Source organism: Leyella stercorea DSM 18206 (assembly GCF_000235885.1).
Classification (GTDB): Bacteria; Bacteroidota; Bacteroidia; order Bacteroidales; family Bacteroidaceae; genus Prevotella; species Prevotella stercorea.
This window is the reverse complement of the sequence record NZ_JH379471.1, coordinates 27,018-49,880: the sequence shown is the minus strand read 5'-3', so window position 1 is coordinate 49,880 and position 22,863 is coordinate 27,018. Positions and strand designations below refer to the sequence as shown.

The following is a 22,863-nucleotide window of genomic DNA, read 5'->3' as shown; positions in this document are numbered from 1 at the left end:
GGTCGCGGGTTCAAGTCCCGTTTGCCGCTCTTCTATCCTTATATTTTAAGAATGTTATTTTTGAAAAACAAAAAACACGACATTAATGAATTTATATCTCCGATATTTTGACAAAGAGACATTGGTATATAATGTTGAAGAAGCATTAGACTTTTTGCGCTCTATACCAGAAATAGGTATGACACCTAATCTCGAAGCTGATGTACGCGATTACGCAAATAGCGAAGTGTACTATCCTAAAAGATATAAAATCCGTCCACGCGTTTATTTTATCATAATCAAGACAACTGCTGCTACAATGCTCGACTTCAAGCAAAAGAAAGCATTGCACTCTGCACCACAGAATAGTCCTGCTGCAGAAAAACACGAAATGGTGGCAACTGTCACAACAAAGCTCAACGAGGAACGTCCTGGTTGGTACGAAGGCGAACTCGACTTCAAGCGTGTTGTTCTTGTGCCTACAACTGGCAAGCACGAGTACCGCGACACTCACTTCGTTGTGAGATGCAAGGCGAACTCTGGTCAGGACTGCTACAACAGAATGGTCGATCACCTGCGCGGACGCGTTGATAGCCGTTCACAATTCCCTTCTGCAAAGGGAAAGAACTTCCACTACAAATATCTTGGTATGTGGAAATAGGGCTACGCTGATTAATATTGCAAACAAAGAATAAAAGAATATAGAGAAACAAGATAAAGGGTGTCTGTTTGTATAGAGCAGAACACCCTTATTTGCTTTAAACGGAACAATACTACTATGAACAAAGTAATGCTTATAGGAAATGTCGGAAAAGACCCCGATGTGAAATACTACGATGCCGACCAGGCTGTAGCGCAGTTTCCACTTGCTACAACAGAACGTGGCTATCAACTACAAAACGGCACACGTGTGCCCGATCGCACCGATTGGCATAACATAGTAATGTGGGGAAATCTTGCAAAGATAGCAGAGAGATACGTACACAAAGGCGACAGACTCTACGTAGAAGGCAAGATACGTTACCGTTATTACGACGACAAAAAAGGTCAGCGACGCTTCATCACCGAGGTGTATGCCGACAACATGGAACTCCTCACACCACGCCCTACTACAAATAGTGCAACCGAAACAGCCACTACTACATCATCGTCAAACACAACAATGGCGACAAGCGATGATGAAGACAAATTGCCATTCTAAACAATAAAAACGAACAAACAACAACGCTTTGGAAACTTATATCAATCTTATACACGAGTCGTTGGCAGACGTTTACTTCGTCCCTCCAACAATGGGTGTCATCATAGCTGCTATACTGACAATTGTACTCATGGGACTCTCTGCATTCGCAAGTGGCTCAGAGATTGCATTTTTCAGTCTCTCACCATCAGACATGGCTGAGGTGAACGAAGCCAAGACTGCAAGCGATCGTAACATTAAGTTGCTGCGTGAAGACAGCGAACGCACACTCGCCACGATACTCATCACAAACAACTTCGTGAATGTGACGATTATCATGCTCTGCAACTACATTTTCTCTCACCTCATACACTTCGGCGAGAAAGCATATTGGTTGCAATTTCTGTCGCTCACCGTACTCTTAACCTTCCTTCTGTTACTCTTTGGCGAGATTATGCCAAAAGTGTACAGTCGTCAAAACCCGTTGGGATTCTGTCGTAAGTTTGTAGGTGGCATCATGGTATTCCGTAAGTTGTTTTGGTTTATGGAGAACATACTGCTGCGTAGTGGCATATTAGCAGAGAAGGTGGTACAAAAGGAAAGCCATGTACTCAGTGTTGACGATTTGGAACAGGCTCTTGAGTTGACCGATAAGGAGGATATTAAGGACGAACAGAGTATGTTGAAGGGTATTATACGCTTCAGCGACGAGACAGCTAAGGAGGTGATGACAAGTCGTCAGGACATCGTAGCACTCGATATTCACTCCAACTATCAAGATGTACTGAAGAGCATAGTGGAGAATAACTATAGTCGCATTCCTATCTATCAGGACAATGCCGACAATATTCGTGGCATTCTCTACATTAAGGATCTCCTGCCTCACCTCTCAAAGCCTGCCAACTTTCGCTGGCAAAGCCTCATCCGCCCACCCTACTTCGTACCAGAGACGAAGAAGATTGACGACTTGATGCGCGAGTTTCAAGAGAATAAGATACACATTGCTATCGTTGTGGACGAGTTTGGTGGCACAAGCGGACTCGTAACTCTTGAAGATATCCTCGAAGAAATCGTAGGAGAGATTAACGACGAATACGACGAAGAGAACAAGTACTACTCAAAGCTCAACTACAACACGTATCTGTTTGAAGGCAAAACTTTGCTCACTGACTTCTGCAAGATTTTAAACATCGATGACGAAGAGTTTGCAGACGTTGAGGGCGACGCTGATACACTCGCAGGATTGCTGCTCGAAATAAAGGGCGACTTTCTATCTATCCACGAAAAGATCGACTACAAGAACTATACGTTCGAGATTGTAGGCATTGAGGAACGCCGTATAAGCAAGATAAAGGTTGTGATACACGAGCTGAAGAACAACACAACAGATAAAGAGAAGTAGAAACTATGCCATTAGTATTCATAAAGAATATAGACAACGACACACGGCTCGGGCTGTGGAAGATTGCGGACGAACTTCATACAGATGAGGTTTGTCCGCAAATGGTATGTAACGAACTAAAACAGAAGTGCGCAAGAAGACAGACAGAAACCGTAGCTGTATATGCTCTACTCCATGCCATAACAGGCAGAACCGACCTCATTATAGGTCACAATGCAGACGGTAAGCCTACGATTGATGGCTACAACATCAGCATCAGCCACACCATAGGCTATGCAAGCATCATAATATCGAAGAGAAAGAACGTAGCTGTTGATATTGAATATCGCAACAATCGCGTGTTCAGAATCGTTGACAAATTTCTTACGAAGCAGGAACAAGATATGCTGAAGGAATTGATAAAGACGAGCAATCCATCATCACCTCAAACAAATATAGCATCGCAGACAGACTGTTACGATACACAAACAGCGTTATTGCTCTGCTGGTGTGCAAAGGAAACTCTATATAAGTACTTCTCAGAAGAGAAACTGATATTTAACGAAATGCAAACCAAACTGAAGACAATATCATCGGAGGGTTCGTTTGAAAACTTCAATCTTAAACGAGGCACACTGAAAGACATAATGTATATGCAGAACGAAAAATTCGTCCTCACCTACACATTATAATAAAATCAAAGAAATAAAAAACGTGTATGACATAACTGCCATACACGTTTTTTATTTTTGATAATCATAGTAATACCAATAAGTATTGCCAAACATACGCCGTAGTGCATTCTTCTTATCGTGTTCGTTGTCGAACTTACGCTCCAAGAGCTGATAGTCCTCATAGTCAGTTGCTCCTACATTATCCTTATATATTATAGCAGGCGCAGTGTGCGTATGCATATACAGCGTAAGTGCCTCACGATAATGGCGTGGCAACGTTACCGAGTCGTTCACCTCATAATACTTCTTTAAGTCAGCAACGAAAGCATCCAGATTGCGATCTAACAGATGCGCACACAACACATAGTCGGCCATTGGTTTGTTGACACGATTAATGCGACGCTGGAAATTAATATACTGACGTGCATTCATTGTCTGCTTGTAGCGTCCTCCGAGATATACGTAAAGCTGGTACTCGGGATAAAGCTCGAACTTGATATCCTTACCGTTTGGAAGCATTGCGTCAACACCCACAACCGGATAATCGAACATGTGTTCAGCAAGTTCTCCTTTTTTAGCCAGTGCATACGTGGCAAGCATAGAGATATTGCGGTCGCTCACATCGTATCGACGCAAAGTCTTTAAGGCTGCGTCATAATCGCCATCAAGAAGACATTGCTCAGCATGAATACGTGCATGAAAATACTTATCGTCGTTGCTGACAAAACAGATTGTGAGCATCAGTATGGTCAAAATCAGAAGATTTAACCATAACTCTCTTATTGGATTGCTCCAAACTCGTGGCAGCGAATCGAGCACACCGCTATTGTTCACCCCAAATACAATCAAGAAAAAAACAACTATCAGCACTGGCGCAATATATCGCCACACACCAAACGCGAGCGTTCCGCAATCGGGAGACACCCCAATATTGGTAAGCATTATCAGACAAAGAGCGGAAGGTACGAACGTCAGTGCCCATGCCAACCGTTTCCGTTGTAATATTCTAACAACACCAATTTGTATGAGCAACACAACAAGCGTTATCAGGACAGCCCCCACAAAATGGTTGTAGTGGGTCTGTCCTTGTGATAATACGTGCTGCATCACCGTAAGCAAATCGGCTTGATAGCAGTAAAGATAGTAAAAGCAGAATAGTGTGAACACAAACGTACACATCACGCGTGTCAACAATCCTTGATTTTTCATTAACCCTCTCCTCTGCCTTATTCTAATTCTTTTTCAATACAACAGCCGAACGTGCTGGGATGTACAGCTTCAGCCATTCCTTATGCTCAGATACGTAAGCTGGATCATAGTTGGTGAGATGAGTAATGCTATCGTCTGAGAGTCCGTTACCACCGAACTTCTTCGCGTCGGTGTTCAAAACCACGTCATAAGAACCTGTCGGCACGAGGAATCCGTAGTCGGTGAACGAGCGTGTCGGACTAAAGTTGAACACGAAGATGAGATCGCCACGCATGTAAGCGAGAATCTGATCGCCATCGTTGTGCCATATTTCCTGCACAGGAGTCTTCTGGAAGTTCTTCTCAAGCTTCAGTGTTTGCAGCATATCGTGATCGAAGTCACCGAGGAACTTGTAATCGAGGTCAGGATTATCCACGAGGTTCCACTGGCGGCGTGCATACTTATGGCTCCAACCATTGCCTTCGCGTGGGAAATCTATCCACTCTGGGTGTCCAAACTCGTTGCCCATGAAGTTGAGGTAGCCACCATTGATAGTAGAAGCCGTAACGAGGCGAATCATCTTATGCAGTGCGATGCCGCGATGCACGCGGTCGTTTTCGTCGCCACGACGGAAGTGCCAGTACATATCAGCGTCGATAAGTCGGAAGATTATAGTCTTATCACCAACGAGTGCCTGATCGTGACTCTCGCAGTAGCTGATAGTCTTCTCGTCCGAGCGACGATTTGTTGTCTCCCAGAAAATAGAACTTGGCTTCCATGCCTCGTCGGGAAGTTCCTTGATGGTCTTTATCCAGAAGTCAGGTATATTCATCGCCATTCGATAATCGAAGCCGTAGCCACCGTCCTTAAACTTGGCTGCAAGACCCGGCATACCACTCACCTCCTCAGCGATAGTGATAGCCTGTGGGTTAACCTCGTGGATAAGCAGGTTGGCAAGAGTGAGATAGCAGATGGCGTTATCGTCCTGATGTCCGTTAAAGTAGTCGCCGTAGTTGCAGAACGCCTCGCCTAAACCATGACTATAGTAGAGCATTGAAGTCACGCCATCAAAGCGGAAACCGTCGAAATGGAACTCCTCCATCCAGTACTTGCAGTTAGAGAGTAAGAAGTGCATCACCTCGTCCTTGCCGTAGTCGAAGCAGAGCGAGTCCCAAGCTGGGTGCTCATGGCGCTCACCGGGATAGAAATACTGATTAGGGTCGCCAGCGAGGTTGCCCAATCCCTCTGTCTCGTTCTTCACAGCGTGCGAGTGAACGATATCCATGATTACGGTGATGCCGTCCTTGTGTGCTTGGTCGATAAGTGCCTTTAGTTCCTCGGGGGTTCCGAAACGCGAAGAAGCGGCGAAGAACGAACTTACGTGATAGCCGAACGATCCGTAGTAAGGATGTTCCTGAATAGCCATTATCTGTATGCAGTTGTAGCCGTCTGCCTTAACTCGTGGCAGCACGTTCTCGCGGAACTCGTTATATGTGCCAACCTTCTCAGCATCCTGCGACATACCTATATGACACTCGTAGATGAGCAGTGGCGACTTGTTCGGTTTGAACGTCTTCTTCTTCCATTCGTATGGCTCTGGGTTCCACACCTGCGCCGAGAAAATCTTTGTCTCCTCATCCTGCACCACACGTGTTGCCCATGCAGGGATGCGTTCGCCCATGCCACCATTCCAATAAACGTGCATCTTGAAAAGGTCACCGTGTTTCATTGCCTTTGTTGGCAGTTTAAGTTCCCAGTTACCTGCCTCATCAATGCGTTTAGCCTTATATTTATCGTTTTCCTCCCAATTATTGAAGTCGCCCACGAGATAGATAGCTGTAGCGTTTGGTGCCCACTCACGGAAGACCCAACCGCGTGTTGTCTTATGCAAGCCGTAATATTTATGTCCGTTGGCAAAATCTGTCAACTTCGTTTTTCCATTGTTGGTCAATACATTCAATTTCCACAAGGCATGGTCATGTCTGCCACGTATAGCATCCTCATAAGGCTGTAGATAGGCATCATTCTTCACAAGTCCGATGTGTTTTACAGCCGGTTTTTTAGCCACCTTTGTGCTTTTTGTTTTTGTTGCCATAGTTGAGTGATTTATTGTATTTTAAGATAATCCATGTATTTGTTATAATCAGCGATATGCACCATTACTTGTCAACGTATCGTCGTCCATGTTCATAGTGTCCGCGTGCTGTCACCTTTCCGTTGCGATCTTTCTCTACGAAATTGCCGTCTCGATTATCGTTAGCGTAGGTTCCTTCAAACCTTATGCCGTCTTTTGTCTCCTCGATGGCAGCTCCATTACGCTTACCATTGCGATATATGCCTTTAAACTTGGCTCCATTGGCGTAGTGTATTATCACCTGTCCGTCCATCATTCCGTTTTTGAAGGTTCCTTCGTACACATCGCCATTGCGCTTTGTCAGCTTGCCATGTCCATTCTGATTGTTCTTCTTCCACTGACCTACATAGATGTCACCATTCTTCCATGCGAATGTTCCCTGACCATCCTTGTCACCTTCGAGGAAGTGTCCTGTGTACTTGTCTCCATTCTTGTAGCGGAATATGCCCATACCGGTGCGTTCGCCCTGGACATAGTCGCCTTCGTACACGTCACCGTTCTGAAAGCGGTAGATACCTTTACCGTTCTGTATGTCATTAAGCCATTCGCCCGTGTACACATCTCCATCAGCGTATTTGTTTACGCCTTTTCCTGAACGTTGGTTGTTGAGCCACATACCATCGTATGTTGTGCCGTCGCCCCAAGCAAAGAATCCCTTACCCGACTTCTGGTCGTCTTTCCAGTTGCCTTCGTAATAGGCACCACCAGCAAAGGTGTACTTGCCCTTGCCTTGACGCTTGTCCTGCTGCCAATAGCCATCGTACTTATCACCATTGTAGTAGTACATTACACCATGACCTTGCTGATAGTCGCGATACCACATACCGACATACTTGTTGTTATTTATAAACCAAAATGTACCGTATCCGTGCTGCTGATCCTGAAACCATTCGCCGTCGTATTTCTCACCATCAGAAAAGGTGTAAATGCCTTCACCCTGACGCTTACCTTTCACGTACTCGCCTTCGTAGGTATCGCCGTTCTCGAACAGAGCAGAGCCTTTTCCGTGGGGTTTTCCTGCTTGCAACTGTCCTTTATACTGTGCGCCATCATGCGTGACACATGAGCCAAGCGTAATCTTTTGGGCGTTCGCAGCAAACGACAACGAACAAGCAAGAATAGATGCAAATATATATTTCTTCACTTTTATGCTTATAATATTAGTAATTAACGCCAAAATTATCAAATAAATATGAGAATACAAAATGAATTAAGACTTTTTCACCCGAGTTTGTAAAAAAGGAGGGTGTGCATTCAATGTTTGCGTAGAAACATTGAATGCACACCCTCCAGATAGTTTAATTTCTCAACTGAGTAACCTCTGACTATTTAGAAGCCGTAGTTGAAGCCGAGCGAAATAAATTCCTTCATCTGCATATAGCCATGCTTGCCACGCTTTGCTCCGTCGTCGAAGCGCGGATAGATAAATATGTTGCTCGATATGTATTTGTTAAAGATGAACGTTACGGTGTTCTCCCACTCCACCAGCACACGCTTATATGAGGTGTATCCGTATAGACGTGTCTTCCACGAAATGTTATTAGCAATATTCCAAGCCAAGTCGAGCGTCACCTCCGAACCGAAGTCGTACTTCGTATGCTTGCCTTCATCCACACTGAAGCGCGATGCCATCTTGCTGTCCTTGATATATGTAAGGTTATAAGCAATTGGAGCCAAGTGAATAGAACCTGTCAGTTTACCTTTCAGCGCGTCTACGCTGTAGTCCATACCAAGAGAGGGATTAATGTAGAGCGGTGAGAGGAAGTTGGAGTAAACAGTGTGGTCGTTGCTCTTCAAACCACGCATAAACTGTGTGCTTGCAATAAGCTGGAAGGTGTAATACCAACGCTTCGTTGCCTGCAAGCCCACCTTGCCGGTGTAGCGAATGAGGTCTTCCGAAGCACGCACAGTGTGCAGTGTATCGCCCTTCGAGTTCTGCAGACCGAGGCGCAACTCCAGCTTGTTCTCCCAACGGAAACGCTGTTTGTTGTTGTAGTTAGCTTGTAGCGTGACAGTTCCGAGCATAGAATAGTTGCTTTCGCCGCCCTTGTACCAGTTATCCGAAACGTAGTTCTGGAACAACTGCAACGAGTAGTTACCACTTAGCTTCCAGAAGTTCGGCTTTGCCACGAAGATATCCACCGGCGCTTCTATGTCGGCATCATCAGCCTTAGCCACTACCTTATGGGCGAGTTCCGTCTCTGGCGTAACGCTCTCAGGATACGGGTTTACCACTGGGCCTACAAGGTCAAGCTGCCTCTGTGTGTTGCGCACCAAGTCTGGACGATTAAGGTATATATTAGCGAGCGTACGATCCTGTTCGTCACCATTCTTCTCCAATGCAAACATATTCTCTGACACTCCATGATAGAATGTGAGCGGTGCGAACAGACGATAATACTTGCCATCGTTAGTGTTTGCCTCCACCACAGTCGAATCAATATTCGCCTTAGTCACCTTGAGCGAATCCATATACTGCTTCACCAATGCGGGGAGGGTATCTGTATTATGAACTCTTGTACTGCGCAAACGCGACTGAGCATCCATTGGCAGTGCGAAAACCGTAGACACTGCGAGCAAGAACAATTTCAATTTCATGTATCGGTTTGTTGTTAATATTACGATATTTATAAAGATGGTGCAAAGGTAAGAATAATAATTTAAAAACTTTGTGCATTTCGCTTTTTTATACTAACTTTGCATCTTGTATTGTTGGATAATTTAGAATTTAATTCTTAACAAATAATATCACCGTGGCTGAAACAAAGTACATATTTGTGACTGGCGGCGTTGTGTCTTCGCTTGGTAAAGGCATCATTTCGGCGTCAATCGGTAAACTCTTGCAGGCAAGAGGTTACAACATCACTATCCAAAAATTTGACCCTTACATTAACATCGACCCTGGAACACTCAACCCCTACGAGCACGGAGAGTGCTACGTCACCGTTGACGGCATGGAAACCGACCTCGACCTCGGTCACTACGAACGCTTTACAGGCATACAGACCACTAAAGCCAACTCGCTGACCACAGGACGCATCTACAAGGCGGTTATAGACAAGGAGCGTCGTGGCGACTATCTGGGCAAGACTATCCAGGTTGTGCCGCACATAACCGACGAGATCAAGCGCAACGTGAAGCTGCTCGGACAGAAGTATCATTACGACTTCGTGATAACCGAGATAGGCGGCACTATCGGCGACATTGAGAGTGCACCATTCATGGAGGCAATCAGACAGATGAAATGGGAGATGGGCAAGAACGCCATCAACGTTCATCTTACATACGTGCCCTACTTGAAGGCTGCCGGCGAGCTGAAGACAAAGCCAACACAGCACTCCGTGAAGGAACTGCAGAGCGTGGGCATACAGCCCGACATCCTCATCCTACGCACCGAGAAGCACCTCGAAGAGGGTATTCTGAAGAAGGTGGCAAGCTTCTGCAACGTCGACCTCGACTGCGTGATACAGAGCGAAGACCTGCCAAGCATCTATGAGGTGCCTGTAAACATGCAGAACCAGGGCCTCGACACAGCAATACTACGCAAGATGGACGTACCCGTCGGCGAGACTCCGTCGCTGGGTCCGTGGCGATCGTTCCTCGAGCGTCGCAAGAACGCCACGCAGACCGTCAACATCGGCCTTGTGGGCAAGTACGACCTGCAGGACGCATACAAGTCGATACGCGAGAGTCTCTCTCACGCCGGCACCTACAACGACCATAAGGTGAACATCTCGTTCGTCAACTCAGAGTTCCTCACCGAGGAGAACGTAGCCGAAAAGCTCGCCGGTCTCGACGGCGTGATGATATGCCCGGGCTTCGGACAGCGTGGCATCGAGGGAAAAATTGTGGCAGCTCACTACACTCGCACGCACAACATACCCACATTCGGCATTTGCCTCGGTATGCAGATGATGGTTATCGAATTCGCACGCAACGTGCTCGGTTATGCCGACGCCAACAGTCGCGAGATGGATGAGAAGACTCCACACAATGTCATCGACATCATGGAGGAACAGAAGAACATCACGAACATGGGTGGCACAATGCGTCTCGGTGCATACGAGTGCGTGCTGCGTCAGAATTCGCGCGTGTTCAGTATATATAAAAAGGAGCACATACAGGAGCGCCACCGCCACCGCTACGAGTTCAACAACGACTTTCAAAAGGAGTTCGAACGCAGCGGAATGCAGTGCGTGGGACGCAACCCTGAGAGCGACCTCGTGGAGATCGTAGAGATTCCGGGCCTCAAGTGGTACATCGGAACGCAGTTCCACCCCGAGTACCAGAGTACAGTACTCCATCCGCACCCACTCTTTGTCGACTTCGTGAAGACTGCTATAGAGAACAAGGCTGCGGCAGAGAAGAAATAATATTAATCAAATAACAATTTTAAAAGTGAACAAAAACAACATCATCGGTGCCGTGCTTATGGCTGCGGTCTTCATCGGATACAGTATCTACAGCCAGCCCTCTGCTGAGGAGAAAGCGGCTACAGCACGTCAGGATTCGATAGAGAACGTGGCTCGCAAGAACGCCGAAAATGCTGCAAAACTGGCAGCTCAACAGAAGATTGCCCAAGCCCAAGCGGCTGCTGAGGCTGACACAACTGCGCTTTTCCATTCCGCACTCAAAGGCAAAGCCACAAACGTGGTACTGAAGAACAACAGTGTAGAGCTTACTCTTAACACCAAGGGTGGCGTAGTGTCAAAGGCGGTTATCAAGAACTTCACCGACTACAATGATAACAGTAACGTGACGCTCTTCGACAGCTCTTCGCAGAGCCTCAACTTCGCACTGGCTGCCAAGGAGGTAAACATCAACACTGCCGACCTCTACTTCACACCGTCTAACCAGACCGATTCTACTGTCACGATGACCGCTACAGCCGGTGACGGCAAGGAGCTCGTCATCAACTATGTGCTCGGCAGCGACTATATGCTGCACGCCAAGCTACAGACCGTAGGCATGGCTAACGATTTCGCACCGTCTGCAAGCCAGATGGACGTACAGTGGAAAGAGATGTGCCGTCAGCAGGAACGCGGCTTCACATTCGAGAACCGCTACGCTTCGCTCACCTATCACAAGGTGGACGGCGGCACCGACTATTTGTCAGAGGCCAAGAGCATCACCGACGAGAACATCGAGAAGAAGATCGACTGGGTGGCTTTCAAGAACCAGTTCTTCTCGGCTGTGATGATCGCCAAGAACAACTTCGCCGAGAACTCGCTTATGACAAGCGTGCCGCAGGAGAAGGGCTCGGGCAACCTCAAGCAGTACGAGGCAAAGATGAAGACATTCTTCGACCCGAGCGGAAAGACTCCGTCTGAGTTCGACTTCTACTTCGGTCCGAACGACTTCCGCTTGCTGAAGCGCGTCGAGGCTGAGTCTACATTCGGCAAGGACCTCGAGATGCAGCGCCTCGTCTACCTCGGATGGCCGCTCTTCCGCATCATCAACCGCTGGTTTACTATCTATGTCTTCGACTTCCTCACCGGTCTGAACATCAACATGGGTATCGTGCTCATCCTTATCACGATGCTTCTGAAGTTCATCACCTATCCTATGGTGAAGAAGAGCTACATGTCGTCGGCAAAGATGCGTGTGCTGAAGCCGAAACTCGAAGAGGCTACCAAGCACCTCAACAAGCCTGAGGACCAGATGCAGAAACAGCAGGCAATGATGATGGAGTACTCGAAGTACGGTGTCAGTCCGATGGCGGGCTGTCTACCGATGCTCATACAGATGCCTATCTGGATTGCGATGTTCAACTTCGTACCTAACGCTATCCAGCTGCGCGGCGAGAGCTTCCTCTGGATTAACGACCTCTCTACATACGACCCCATCATCGAGTGGAACACGAACCTCTGGCTCATCGGCGACCACCTCTCGCTCACATGTATCCTTTTCTGCGTGGCCAACATCCTCTACTCGTGGATGACAATGCGCCAACAGCGCGACCAGATGGTAGGCCAGCAGGCTGAACAGATGAAGATGATGCAGTGGATGATGTTCCTCATGCCGGTTATGTTCTTCTTCATGTTCAACGACTACTCGGCAGGTCTTAACTTCTACTACTTCATCTCGCTCTTCTTCAGTGCTGCTATCATGTGGATTCTCCGCAAGACTACCAACGACGAGAAGCTCCTCGCTATCCTTGAGGCTAAGTACAAGGAGAACAAGGACAACCCGAAGAAGATGAGCGGTCTCGCTGCACGCCTCCAGGCTATGCAGGAGCAGCAGATGGAGCTGCAGCGCAAGCGCGAAGAACTCGAACGCAAGCGCAAAGGACTTTAATATTCTATAATTGAGAGTTTTTCAAATTGAGAGTTGAGAGTTGAGAATTGAGAGTTATGATATGCAACAATAATAATGTATAGTATCAATTGTAATCATTGGTAATCATAACTCTCAACTCTCAACTCTCAACTTTAATACACACCTCAACATCACAACACCTCAACATCACATAATCTTAACACCTATCACTTATGAACAAAGCTTTATCACTCGCTGTCGCAGCCACACTCAGTTGCGCCAGCCTGAACTCGGAGGCTCAGACTATGATTGGCAAGACTACCGACGTTGCAGCTATCGCTAACGGCGACCGCATGAATGCCGAGACGCTTTGGGCTATGGGACGCATCGGCGGTGCTGCTGCTTCTCCCGATGGCAAGACGGTTGTCTACCAGGTGGGCTACTACAGCGTGAAGCAGAACAAGAGCCACCAGATGCTCTACACCGTAAGCTCCGACGGCAAGAAACAGTGCGCCCTGACAACAACCGCTGCAAGCGAAACCGACGCTACATGGATTGATGGCGGCAAGCGCATCGCGTTCCTCACCGGCGGACAGCTCTGGTCGATGAACGCTGACGGCACAGACCGCCGACAACTCACCAAGTCGGAAATAGATATCGAGGGCTACATCTTCTCGCCCGACGAGAAGAAGGTTATCCTAATCAAGTCGCTCCCCTACCACGAGAGCATCAAGAAGAACCCCGACGACCTGCCTTTGGCTTCGGGCCGACTCGTCACCGACCTCAACTATCGCCACTGGGACCACTACGTGGAGACCATTGCTCACCCCTTCGTGGCTGATGTCACAGCCGACGGCATCGACGATGGTACCGACATCATCGAGGGCGAACCGTTCGAGTGTCCGATGGCTCCGTTCGGAGGTACTGAGCAGCTCGCTTGGAGCCCCGACTCTAAGTCGATTGCATACACATGCCGCAAGAAGACGGGTGTCGACTACGCCACTTCTACCGACTCTGACATCTATCTCTACGATGTACAGACCGGCAAGACAAAGAACCTCTGTAAGCCAGCCGGCTACAAGCCCATCCCCTACAACGCCACAAAAACCATGAAGACTCAGCGTCTTAACAATCAAGGCACCAACCTCAACATGGGTTACGACACCAACCCGCAGTTCTCGCCCGATGGCAAGTACGTGGCATGGCAGTCGATGAAGAACGACGGATACGAGAGCGACCGCAACCGCCTCTGTGTCTATAACCTCCTCACTGGCGAGAAGACTTACGTAGCTGAGCAGTTCGACTCTAACGTAGATGCTTTCTGCTGGGCACCCAACTCACGCAATCTCTACTTCATTGGTTGTTGGCACGCTTGTGTAAACATGTACCAAACCGACCTCAACGGTCAGGTGCGTCAGCTCACCGACGACTGGATGGACTTCGGTTCTCTTCAGATGCTCGGCAACACGGGCAAGATTCTCGCTTCGCGCCACAGTATATCGCAGGCGGACGAGCTTTACATCGTCACACCAGGCAAGGACACGAAGAAGACAAAGGTGCAGCAACTCACCTTCGAAAACAAGGCATTCTACGACCAGCTCGAGATGGGTAAGGTGCAGGAGCGCTGGGTGCAGACTACTGACGGCAAGCAGATGCAGGTTTGGGTAATCCTCCCACCTCACTTCGACCCTAACAAGAAGTATCCTACGCTGCTCTTCTGCGAGGGCGGACCGCAGAGCCCCGTAAGCCAGTTCTGGAGCTACCGTTGGAACTTCCAGATTATGGCAGCTCACGACTATATCGTCATCGCTCCTAACCGTCGCGGTCTGCCAGGCTACGGCTCTGAGTGGAACGAGGCTGTATCGGGCGACTGGACAGGTCAGTGCATGGACGACTACCTCTCGGCTATCGACGACGCTGCCAACAACCTGCCTTACGTCGACAAGGATCGTCTCGGCTGCGTTGGTGCCAGCTTCGGCGGTTTCTCGGTCTACTATCTTGCGAGTCACCATGACAAGCGCTTCAAGGCGTTCATCGCCCACGACGGAGCCTTCAACCTCGAGTCGATGTACACCGACACCGAGGAAGCATGGTTCTCCAACTGGGAGTACGACGACGCTTACTGGAACAAGGATATGACCGACCGCGCACGTCGCACCTACGAGAACTCGCCGCATAAGTTCGTCGACAAGTGGGATACGCCTATCCTCTGCATCCACGGCGAGATGGACTACCGCATCAACGCCAACCAGGGCTTCGGTGCATTCAACGCAGCACGTCTGCGCGGCATCCCAGCCGAACTTCTCATCTTCCCCGACGAAAACCACTGGGTGCTCAAACCGCAGAACGGCGTGCTCTGGCAACGCACCTTCTTCGGATGGCTCGACAAGTGGCTTAAGTAAATTATTAATTCTTAATTATTAATTATTAATTGTTGGGTGTTCCGCACTCTTTGGTATTCAATAATAGGTGTATCTAATGAATGACGCTGGTTTAAAGTTGAACGACAAGGCGATGGCTTTTGCTGTAAGGATTGTAAATCTTTACAAGTGGCTGTGCGAAGAGAAAAAGGAGTATGTGCTTAGCAAACAACTCCTACGCTCCGGCACAAGCATCGGAGCCAACATTGCCGAATCAAAATCGGCAATAAGCCGAGCCGACTTCGTTTCGAAGATATACATAGCTTCGAAAGAATGCAGAGAGACCCAATACTGGATAGAGCTTCTATACAGGACAGATTATTTAAACGAGAAACAATATCTGTCTATAAAAGAAGACTCTGAAGAGATTGGAAAATTCCTATCGTCGATAACAAAGACAATGAAACCAGGAAATAATTAGTAATTATTAATTGGTAATTGCCAGGGACGACGAAATAAAAAATTTAAAAACCAACGAAATTAATAATTAAGAATTAAAAATTAAGAATTTAAGAAGCGCAACGAAATTAATAATTAAAAATTAATAATTAATAATTTAAGAAAGCGCAACGAAATTAAAAATTAATAATTAATAATTTAAGAAATGGTTCAAAAAGTAAATCAACTATTGAACGACAAGGCATGGGCACGCTGGACAGCCCTTGTCCTTATCGCTTCCATGATGTTCTTCGGCTACATGTTCGTCGATGTAATGTCACCAATTCAGGCACTCATCGAGAAGCAGAAGGGATGGGGCCCGGACACCTTCGGTACCTATGCAGCATCCGAGTATCTCGTTAACGTCTTCGGTTTCCTCATCATCGCCGGCGTTATCCTCGACAAGATGGGCGTACGCTTCACCGGCGTGCTCTCAGCTTCGATGATGTTCATCGGCGCACTCATAAAGTTCATCGGCATCACCGACTGGTTCGCTCAGACCGCCTTTGCCGAGTGGCTCAACTCTTGGTGGGTAGACCTCCCTGCAAGCGCAAAGATGGCTTGCTTCGGCTTCATGCTCTTCGGCTGCGGCTGCGAGATGGCAGGCACAACCGTTTCCAAGGCAATCGCAAAGTGGTTCAAGGGCAAGGAGATGGCTCTCGCTATGGGTCTTGAGATGGCTATCGCACGCGTCGGCGTGTTCGCTATCTTCTCTATCTCGCCGATCATCGCCAACCACTTCGGCACAGTAGTAGCTCCGGTAGCGTTCTGCACCGTGCTCCTCCTCATCGGCCTCATCACCTTCATCGTCTTCACCTTCATGGACAAGGCACTCGACAAGCAGATGGGCGTAACTGAAGAGGCTGCCGACCCGGAGGAAGAGTTCAAGTTCAGCGACCTCGGCAAGATATTCTCTTCTCAGGTGTTCTGGATTGTGGCTCTGCTCTGCGTGCTCTACTATTCTGCCATCTTCCCATTCCAGCGCTATGGTGCCAACATGCTGCAGTGCAACCTCGACGGCATCTCTGCCGAAGCAGCCTCTAACATCTTCCGTTGGTTCCCGATTGGTGCAGCCGTAATCACTCCGTTCCTCGGCAACTTCCTCGACCGCAAGGGTAAGGGTGCAACGATGCTCATGGGCGGCGCATTGCTCCTCATCTGCTGCCACCTCGTCTTCGCCTTCGTATTGCCGGCAACAAAGAGCCCCGTCATCGCCTACTCTACCATCGTATTGCTCGGCATCTCGTTCGCTCTCGTTCCTGCCGCTCTCTGGCCAAGCGTTCCTAAGATTATCGACGAGAAGATTCTCGGCTCGGCTTACTGTCTCATCTTCTGGGTGCAGAACATCGGTCTCTGCTTCGTTCCGAAGCTCATCGGCAACCTCCTCGCTTCTACCAATGCCGACAACCCTGCGGTTATCGCAGCTAAGGCAGCCGGTGCCGAGTTCATCCCTTACGACTACACCGTGCCTTTGCTCGTCTTCGCAAGCTTCGGTGTTCTCGCCCTCCTCTTCGCCATCTATCTGAAGGCACTCGACAAGAAGAGAGGCTTCGGTCTTGAGCAGCCGAACATCAAGCAGTAAACGTGCAAGTTGTAATGGTGATGTGGTGATATGTTGATATAGATTGTCTATAAAAACAATGTACGTGAAAATATCTACCATATCTCCCAGAATCGCCGCAACAAACTCACTATTAACACAATAAAGGCTGGAAGATATCTCAGTTTTGAGGATATCTTCCAGCCTTTATTTCAGGTTCAAAGACGTATCTGCCAGCTTATTCTACTTGCAGCAACATTTTTCTGTGATCACCATGTGATAATTTTATCAACAATGTCCTGCTGCTCACTTGCTGTTCTGCGAAGATATATGCGAGTAGTCTCTATACTTTCGTGTCCCATCAAGTCTGCCAACAGAGAAATATCATTGAATCTCTCCAAGAAGTTCTTGGCGTATCTATGACGGAAAGAATGCGGATATACAACTTTTTGATTTAGGCCATATCTTACAGCAATGTTCTTCAACTGCTGCGCTATGCCACGTGTTGTTATTCTCTCGCCGAAACGATTGAGAAACAAATAGCCGCTGTCTCTATCATTCTTGCTTAACCATACCAATGTTTCCTCACGAAGCTTCTTCGGAATAAACAAGCGTCTTATCTTCCCACCCTTTGTGTAAATGTCATAATAGCCCACATTTACATGCTCTACCTTCAACTGAACAAGTTCGCTAACTCTTGCACCTGTAGCTGCAAGAAAACGCACTACAAAATACCATTCCATGTTGTTATCCCTCTTTAGCTTATTCTTCAAGAACGTATAATCAGCATTACTAATTACATTCTCCAAATAAGTGCGCTGCTGAACCTTAACAGATTTCAAGCGCAATTTAGGTTTGCGAACAAACTCCAGATACTTGTTCAAAGCCTGAATGCGAAGATTCACGGTCTTTGGCTTGAACGTCTCAATTAGATAAGCCTTGTAAAACAACAACTCTTTCTTTGTCAGTTGCGAGTGTCTTGAATTGAAATCGTTCACAGCATAAACATACGCCGAAACAGTGTTCTTTGCCATGTTCGCCTGAACAAGGAATTCTTTAAACTTTTCTACCATGATAAAATGATTTTGTTTTTGAGGACTATTCCCCATTAATATATCACGGAAAGTTGTGCGCTTAGTTCATATTATGAGAAGATACTTGCTACGGGAGAGGTGAAATGCATTGATGAAGATATACCGTTTGAAATACCACAGGGGTGGGAATGGTGTAGATTGAGAGGTGTTATTTATCCGCCCAAATATGGAACATCAAGTAAATCATTATCAAATGGAGATGTTCCTGTTTTACGAATGGGTAACATTCAAGATGGCAAAGTGGTTTATGACAAATTAGTTTTTAGCAATAATGTAGAGGATAATAGAAAATATCTACTGCAAGATGGAGACTTGTTGTTCAATAGAACAAATAGTGCTGAACTGGTCGGGAAGACAGCAATATTCAAAGGAAACAGGCATGTTATTTACGCAGGATATCTTATTTTACTTCGTCCTATAAAGACTAACTCTGAGTATCTGAATTATATTTTTTCATCGCCATATGTGCGTTCCTATTGTAAGGAAGTCAAGACTATTGGGGTTCAGCAATGTAACATTAATGCTGAAAAGGTATCTCAGCTTTTAGTTCCTATTGCCCCTTTTGAGGAGCAAATGCGGATTGTTGACAAAATTAAGGAAGTACTACCAAGTGTAGATAAATATTCTATTTCCCAATATAACCTTGATTTGCTCAACGTTTCACTATCTGAGTGTTTGAAAAAATCCATTCTGCAAGAGGCGATTCAAGGGAGACTTGTACCACAAATTACAGAAGAAGGTACAGCAAAAGAATTGCTCGAACAGATAAAAAAAGAGAAGCAAAAATTAGTGAAAGAAGGCAAGCTAAAGAAGTCTGCCTTAGCTACTTCTGTTTTCTTCCGTGGTGACGATAACAAGTATTATGAGCAAATAGGAAATACGATATCTGAAGTAGAGGCTACTTTTGAGTTTCCTAATTCTTGGTCAATATCCAGATTAAGTACAATTTGCCAACTAACAGACGGCTTAAAAACCACAGGCAAGCAATGCTTGTTAGATGCAAAATACTTGCGTGGTAAAAGTTCCGAAACGATTATAGAACAAGGCAAACTTGTCTATAAGGGTGACAATATAGTACTTGTGGACGGTGAAAACTCAGGCGAAGTTTTCACCGTACCACAAGATGGCTATATGGGTAGTACATTCAAACAGTTGTGGATAAGTTCCTCAATGTACGAACCTTATGTTTTGGCTTTCATACAGTTCTATAAAGAGACATTGCGCAACTCCAAGAAAGGTGCAGCAATTCCACACCTCAACAAGGATCTTTTATATGGTCTTATTATTGGTATTCCACCTGTGCATGAACAAGAGCGTATAATTGATAAAATCAAGCAATTAACGCAGTTGCTCAAATAGTCTTTCTATTTGAGCAACAATGCGTTGCTGCTCTTTTCGAGGAGGCAATGGAATATATAATTCTTTTAGCCGCTCTTTTCCAAGATTGTAGAAAGCAGCACCAGATTTTTTCGTTATACCTTGCATAGTCTCAATTAGAGATGGACTTTGAAGGAAATAGGCAAGTAACAAGGAATGATTAAAGTCTTGAATGTATGGGCTAATGATGAATACAAAACCGCCAGCACTAACATTATTGTAGTCTTTTTCTATTACTGCCATTTTACCAATATTCTCCAAACTTGTTACAGCAGGAGTAATGATGCAATTCTTCTTTAGAATGGTATTCGCATTGACAAACTCCTCTGACACAAAGACATCATCATCTTTGAATATATACTTATTGGGTAGAATGTTTCCACCACGCAATATTCTAATGCCTTTTTTATTTGCGTTTGCTTGCTCTTTTTTGAACGATGCACCTGTCTGTATTTCCAACAAGTCTTTGACCTTGCACCAAGTCCATGTTTCGGGTATTTGGAACGGCAAAAAGTCGTCTATACAAACTGGGCTGTTGTCTATTTGCTCATAATACTTGTTATCGTCACCACGGAAGATAACAGAATCGTTGAGGGCAGACTTCTTTAGTTTGCCCTCTTTGACGAGTTTCAGCTTCTCTGTTTTTATCTGTTCAAGCAGCTCTTGCGCTGTACCTTCTTCCGCTATTTGCGGAACGAGTCTTCCTTGTATTGCCTCTTGTAATACAGATTTTTTCAAAAACTCATTAAGTTCCACATTCATCTTATCTAAAAGTTCCTGTGACTTTGAATATTTATCAATAATCGGCATCACTAATCCTATCTTATCTACAATACGCTCTTGTTCAGATAAAGGAGGAATAGGAAATAATTTGTTTTCCAGATAACCTACGATTATACGTTGTTGGTTTGCAGTTCCTTTGAATGTCGCTTCATCAATAAAATAAGGAGACTCCAAAAAGTACAAAACGAACCAACGATTTATAGTCTCACCATAGGTACGCAATATTTTCAACTCTGTCGTTCCTGCTCCTATACCATTAGGCAAACCCTCAAAGATTGCAGATTTTCTGTTTTGGAAACAAGGGGTAATTTTTGCAAATGCAATATCATTGTCTGCAAAAGCGGTGTAGCCAGACTTTACTTCACCCCATTTCTTCTCGTAATATCTAAATTCAGAGCCATATCCTGCGGAAATTGCTTCCATAGGAATAAATGCTGCGGATGTATTGTCTTCAGCAACTACCTTTGGATTTATTTGGAAAAGGGATGAAACTCTACACCATTCCCACCCCTGCGGTATCTCAAACGGTATCTCCTCGTCGATGCATTTCACTTCTCCTGTGGCAAGTATCTTCTCATAATATGAATTGTCCTCACCACGGTAAATGATAGAAGCGTTCTTGTCGCGCTTGATTTTCTTCTCTTTTATCAAGCGTTCCTTCTCTTGACGAATCTTTTCAAACAATACGCTTGCAGGTTCGTCATTAGGGTCTTGCGGTACAAGCTTGCCCTGTATCGCCCATTGCAATATGCTGTTCTTTAATTGCTTTCCGTTCATCTTAAATGCCGTTTAGAAATTATCATCCTCATCTGTAATTTCGTAATCTTCACCTTTTATTCCTAAATCTCCATCACTCATAGCGTTTGCAATATCAATCTTCAACTCTTCGTCATAGTCCTCCCCTTTCATAAAGAAAGTCATTATGCGAAGTAGCAAATCTTGATCAATGTTTGAGGCTGCGACATGATATACGATTGACTCCATCTGACGCATAAAGATTGTTGCTTGCCAAACATATGAGTTCTTGTAAAGAAAATATGCTCCAAGTGTCAAAGCTATACGTTTGTTGCCGTCATTGAAGTAATGACCAGAACAAAACTTAAATACCAAATAAGATAGCTTGTCGGAAAAATCGGGATAGTACATATCATTTTGTACAAAGTCGAGAGTAGCAAGGATGCCACCTTCATCTCTTACTCCATCAAAGCCGCCTTCACTTGCGTCTATCATCTTATTATAGACATTTAAAGCTTCTTCGTAACTGATATATTTTACTTCATTACTCATTGTCAGCTTGCTTTAATCGTTTCAAGACATCCTTGTTATCTTCAAGAATTCTGTCAAAATCTATTGACTGGTCTCCAATAAAACGTTCAAATTCTTCTGGTGTTACCGCTCTGAGGTATTCGGCTATATTGCCATGATAGGCATCACGAAAGCTATAATCACGTGAAGCCATCTTGATACGAGCATCATTAAGATAAGGCTTTTGCATCGGATGCTCTGCCAAGTCGTCAACAATTTGTTTTACCTCGTCCATTGATAACAATCTACCTCCATTTTCCTTGTATTGGTGCTGTATAACAGCACCAATACCATTCTCAAATGAAGATATGACAAGCAACACTTCGGCATAGAGTGTATGGCGCACATTGTCCTTTGAGTCAAGAGAAAGAACCTTTCTGTATTCTTTGGCATTTTCCTTGAACACAGCTTCGTATATCCAATCAGTTACTTGTGCATACTTATAGGTTTTGTGTCCACCCACACATTGGCTCATTGCGGATGTTAGGTTCTTCCGATAGTTCTCTTCAGTGATAGCTGCTGGAATATAGTTCACATCACGGCGATTGATATATTTTGTTCCGCCACCTGTTTTCTCATTTATCGTAGCTATCACAAGATCCAAAATGGCACTACGCAAAGCCTTCGCTTTTTCACTCTCCGTAAGCAACATTCCGATATTAAGGAATGAACGGAAATTAAACAAGCCGAGTTGGGTAGTTTTGCTCCCGACATTGATGACGGGAGCAAATTGTAACTTTAAGTCTTTCAGGCGTTTACCTTTACATAAGACATATCCATTGTCAGATAATTCAGAACCGAAATTCTCAAGATATCTTTCAATTGTTCTTTCTTCAACTTCATAGAAATCGGCCACCATTTTTTTTGTAAAACGGTATTCTCCATCGAACATCATACCAGTAATGTCCAATGTCTTTTGTATCTTTTCTATTGCGAAACGGTTGTTCAACACGTTTAGCCTTTCTATCTTTGATATGGTTAAATCCTTCATTGTATTACTCTTCAATATTTATTTCTATTCCCAAGATACGCTGTATCTCAGCCAATGTCTTGTCTATCTCATGGTCAAGAGCCTTGCGCTTCTTGAAATAGTCGGCAAGCAGTTCGGCAGG

The 22,863-nt window shown here is 45.7% G+C and carries 18 protein-coding genes; 10 read left to right on the top strand and 8 right to left on the bottom strand.

The window, feature by feature from the left end; all coding sequences use genetic code 11:
• The first annotated feature begins 85 nt into the window (after window positions 1-85).
• The 4 genes from HMPREF0673_RS12315 (at window position 86) to HMPREF0673_RS12300 (ending at window position 3,232) form a co-directional block, all read left to right on the top strand.
• Window positions 86-640, top strand: a complete 555-nt coding sequence (locus HMPREF0673_RS12315; protein ID WP_007903076.1) for a hypothetical protein — start codon at window positions 86-88, stop codon at window positions 638-640.
• Between the two features lie 117 nt (window positions 641-757).
• Entirely contained in the window at window positions 758-1,180 is a 423-nt protein-coding gene (locus tag HMPREF0673_RS12310) for a single-stranded DNA-binding protein (RefSeq protein WP_007903075.1), read from the top strand.
• Between the two features lie 91 nt (window positions 1,181-1,271).
• Window positions 1,272-2,561, top strand: coding sequence for a gliding motility-associated protein GldE (gene gldE, locus HMPREF0673_RS12305; RefSeq protein WP_007903073.1), 1,290 nt, complete (start codon window positions 1,272-1,274; stop codon window positions 2,559-2,561).
• 5 nt (window positions 2,562-2,566) lie between these two features.
• On the top strand, window positions 2,567-3,232 hold the full coding sequence (locus HMPREF0673_RS12300) for a 4'-phosphopantetheinyl transferase family protein (protein WP_007903071.1): 666 nt from the start codon (window positions 2,567-2,569) through the stop codon (window positions 3,230-3,232).
• Window positions 3,233-3,283: 51 nt separating this feature from the next.
• Here HMPREF0673_RS12300 and HMPREF0673_RS14420 read toward each other — a convergent pair whose 3' ends face one another.
• The 4 genes from HMPREF0673_RS14420 to HMPREF0673_RS12280 all read right to left on the bottom strand — a co-directional run bounded on the left by HMPREF0673_RS14420 (window position 3,284) and on the right by HMPREF0673_RS12280 (window position 9,134).
• Entirely contained in the window at window positions 3,284-4,156 is an 873-nt protein-coding gene (locus tag HMPREF0673_RS14420; RefSeq protein WP_245544257.1) for a DUF6057 family protein, read from the bottom strand.
• 289 nt (window positions 4,157-4,445) lie between these two features.
• The gene (locus HMPREF0673_RS12290) at window positions 4,446-6,497 is read right to left on the bottom strand and encodes an alpha amylase C-terminal domain-containing protein (protein WP_007903067.1); all 2,052 of its coding nucleotides are present in this window, start codon (window positions 6,495-6,497) and stop codon (window positions 4,446-4,448) included.
• A 64-nt stretch (window positions 6,498-6,561) separates the two neighbouring features.
• A complete protein-coding gene (locus tag HMPREF0673_RS12285) occupies window positions 6,562-7,680 on the bottom strand; it encodes an MORN repeat-containing protein (protein ID WP_050805010.1) in 1,119 nt (372 codons plus the stop codon).
• Between the two features lie 185 nt (window positions 7,681-7,865).
• Window positions 7,866-9,134, bottom strand: coding sequence for a DUF3078 domain-containing protein (locus HMPREF0673_RS12280; protein WP_007903064.1), 1,269 nt, complete (start codon window positions 9,132-9,134; stop codon window positions 7,866-7,868).
• A 155-nt stretch (window positions 9,135-9,289) separates the two neighbouring features.
• Between HMPREF0673_RS12280 and HMPREF0673_RS12275 the strand changes: the two genes are divergently transcribed.
• The 5 genes from HMPREF0673_RS12275 to HMPREF0673_RS12255 all read left to right on the top strand — a co-directional run bounded on the left by HMPREF0673_RS12275 (window position 9,290) and on the right by HMPREF0673_RS12255 (window position 17,234).
• Entirely contained in the window at window positions 9,290-10,909 is a 1,620-nt protein-coding gene (locus HMPREF0673_RS12275; protein WP_007903062.1) for a CTP synthase, read from the top strand.
• Between the two features lie 25 nt (window positions 10,910-10,934).
• Window positions 10,935-12,833, top strand: a complete 1,899-nt coding sequence (gene yidC, locus HMPREF0673_RS12270) for a membrane protein insertase YidC (protein ID WP_007903060.1) — start codon at window positions 10,935-10,937, stop codon at window positions 12,831-12,833.
• Between the two features lie 194 nt (window positions 12,834-13,027).
• Complete coding sequence (locus HMPREF0673_RS12265; protein WP_007903059.1) at window positions 13,028-15,196, top strand: S9 family peptidase; 2,169 nt, start codon at window positions 13,028-13,030, stop codon at window positions 15,194-15,196.
• A gap of 76 nt (window positions 15,197-15,272) precedes the next feature.
• Window positions 15,273-15,635 carry a four helix bundle protein gene (locus HMPREF0673_RS12260; RefSeq protein ID WP_007903058.1) on the top strand — a complete coding sequence of 121 codons (363 nt, stop codon included), beginning with the start codon at window positions 15,273-15,275 and terminating at the stop codon, window positions 15,633-15,635.
• A gap of 183 nt (window positions 15,636-15,818) precedes the next feature.
• On the top strand, window positions 15,819-17,234 hold the full coding sequence (locus HMPREF0673_RS12255) for an MFS transporter (RefSeq protein ID WP_007903057.1): 1,416 nt from the start codon (window positions 15,819-15,821) through the stop codon (window positions 17,232-17,234).
• Between the two features lie 227 nt (window positions 17,235-17,461).
• Here the strand turns inward: HMPREF0673_RS12255 and HMPREF0673_RS12250 are convergent, their stop codons facing one another.
• Window positions 17,462-18,265 (bottom strand): tyrosine-type recombinase/integrase, encoded by an 804-nt coding sequence (locus tag HMPREF0673_RS12250; RefSeq protein ID WP_040596996.1) that lies wholly within the window; start codon window positions 18,263-18,265, stop codon window positions 17,462-17,464.
• Between the two features lie 99 nt (window positions 18,266-18,364).
• Here HMPREF0673_RS12250 and HMPREF0673_RS13965 point away from each other — a divergent pair, with 99 nt between their 5' ends.
• Window positions 18,365-19,645 (top strand): restriction endonuclease subunit S, encoded by a 1,281-nt coding sequence (locus HMPREF0673_RS13965; protein ID WP_245544256.1) that lies wholly within the window; start codon window positions 18,365-18,367, stop codon window positions 19,643-19,645.
• On the opposite strand, the gene HMPREF0673_RS14610 is transcribed toward HMPREF0673_RS13965, so the two are convergent.
• The 3 genes from HMPREF0673_RS14610 to HMPREF0673_RS12230 are packed head-to-tail and all read right to left on the bottom strand — an operon-like array spanning window position 19,625 to window position 22,742.
• Window positions 19,625-21,223, bottom strand: a complete 1,599-nt coding sequence (locus HMPREF0673_RS14610; RefSeq protein ID WP_007903047.1) for a restriction endonuclease subunit S — start codon at window positions 21,221-21,223, stop codon at window positions 19,625-19,627. The genes HMPREF0673_RS13965 and HMPREF0673_RS14610 overlap by 21 nt on opposite strands.
• Before the next feature lie 12 nt (window positions 21,224-21,235).
• Window positions 21,236-21,733: a Fic family protein gene (locus HMPREF0673_RS12235; RefSeq protein WP_007903045.1), complete on the bottom strand. Its 498-nt coding sequence runs from the start codon at window positions 21,731-21,733 to the stop codon at window positions 21,236-21,238.
• Window positions 21,726-22,742 carry a hypothetical protein gene (locus HMPREF0673_RS12230; RefSeq protein ID WP_007903044.1) on the bottom strand — a complete coding sequence of 339 codons (1,017 nt, stop codon included), beginning with the start codon at window positions 22,740-22,742 and terminating at the stop codon, window positions 21,726-21,728. Before HMPREF0673_RS12230 ends, HMPREF0673_RS12235 begins: the two co-directional genes overlap by 8 nt.
• Window positions 22,743-22,863: the final 121 nt, after the last annotated feature.

Bases quoted from the DNA above. Each gene is read 5' to 3' on its own strand.
- HMPREF0673_RS12315 (WP_007903076.1), top strand. From the start codon at position 86: ATGAATTTATATCTCCGATATTTTGACAAAGAGACATTGGTATATAAT.
- HMPREF0673_RS12310 (WP_007903075.1), top strand. From the start codon at position 758: ATGAACAAAGTAATGCTTATAGGAAATGTCGGAAAAGACCCCGATGTG.
- gldE (WP_007903073.1), top strand. From the start codon at position 1,272: ATGGGTGTCATCATAGCTGCTATACTGACAATTGTACTCATGGGACTC.
- HMPREF0673_RS12300 (WP_007903071.1), top strand. From the start codon at position 2,567: ATGCCATTAGTATTCATAAAGAATATAGACAACGACACACGGCTCGGG.
- HMPREF0673_RS14420 (WP_245544257.1), bottom strand. From the start codon at position 4,156: ATGCTTACCAATATTGGGGTGTCTCCCGATTGCGGAACGCTCGCGTTT.
- HMPREF0673_RS12290 (WP_007903067.1), bottom strand. From the start codon at position 6,497: ATGGCAACAAAAACAAAAAGCACAAAGGTGGCTAAAAAACCGGCTGTA.
- HMPREF0673_RS12280 (WP_007903064.1), bottom strand. From the start codon at position 9,134: ATGAAATTGAAATTGTTCTTGCTCGCAGTGTCTACGGTTTTCGCACTG.
- HMPREF0673_RS12265 (WP_007903059.1), top strand. From the start codon at position 13,028: ATGAACAAAGCTTTATCACTCGCTGTCGCAGCCACACTCAGTTGCGCC.
- HMPREF0673_RS12260 (WP_007903058.1), top strand. From the start codon at position 15,273: ATGAATGACGCTGGTTTAAAGTTGAACGACAAGGCGATGGCTTTTGCT.
- HMPREF0673_RS12255 (WP_007903057.1), top strand. From the start codon at position 15,819: ATGGTTCAAAAAGTAAATCAACTATTGAACGACAAGGCATGGGCACGC.
- HMPREF0673_RS12250 (WP_040596996.1), bottom strand. From the start codon at position 18,265: ATGGTAGAAAAGTTTAAAGAATTCCTTGTTCAGGCGAACATGGCAAAG.
- HMPREF0673_RS14610 (WP_007903047.1), bottom strand. From the start codon at position 21,223: ATGAACGGAAAGCAATTAAAGAACAGCATATTGCAATGGGCGATACAG.
- HMPREF0673_RS12235 (WP_007903045.1), bottom strand. From the start codon at position 21,733: ATGAGTAATGAAGTAAAATATATCAGTTACGAAGAAGCTTTAAATGTC.
- HMPREF0673_RS12230 (WP_007903044.1), bottom strand. From the start codon at position 22,742: ATGAAGGATTTAACCATATCAAAGATAGAAAGGCTAAACGTGTTGAAC.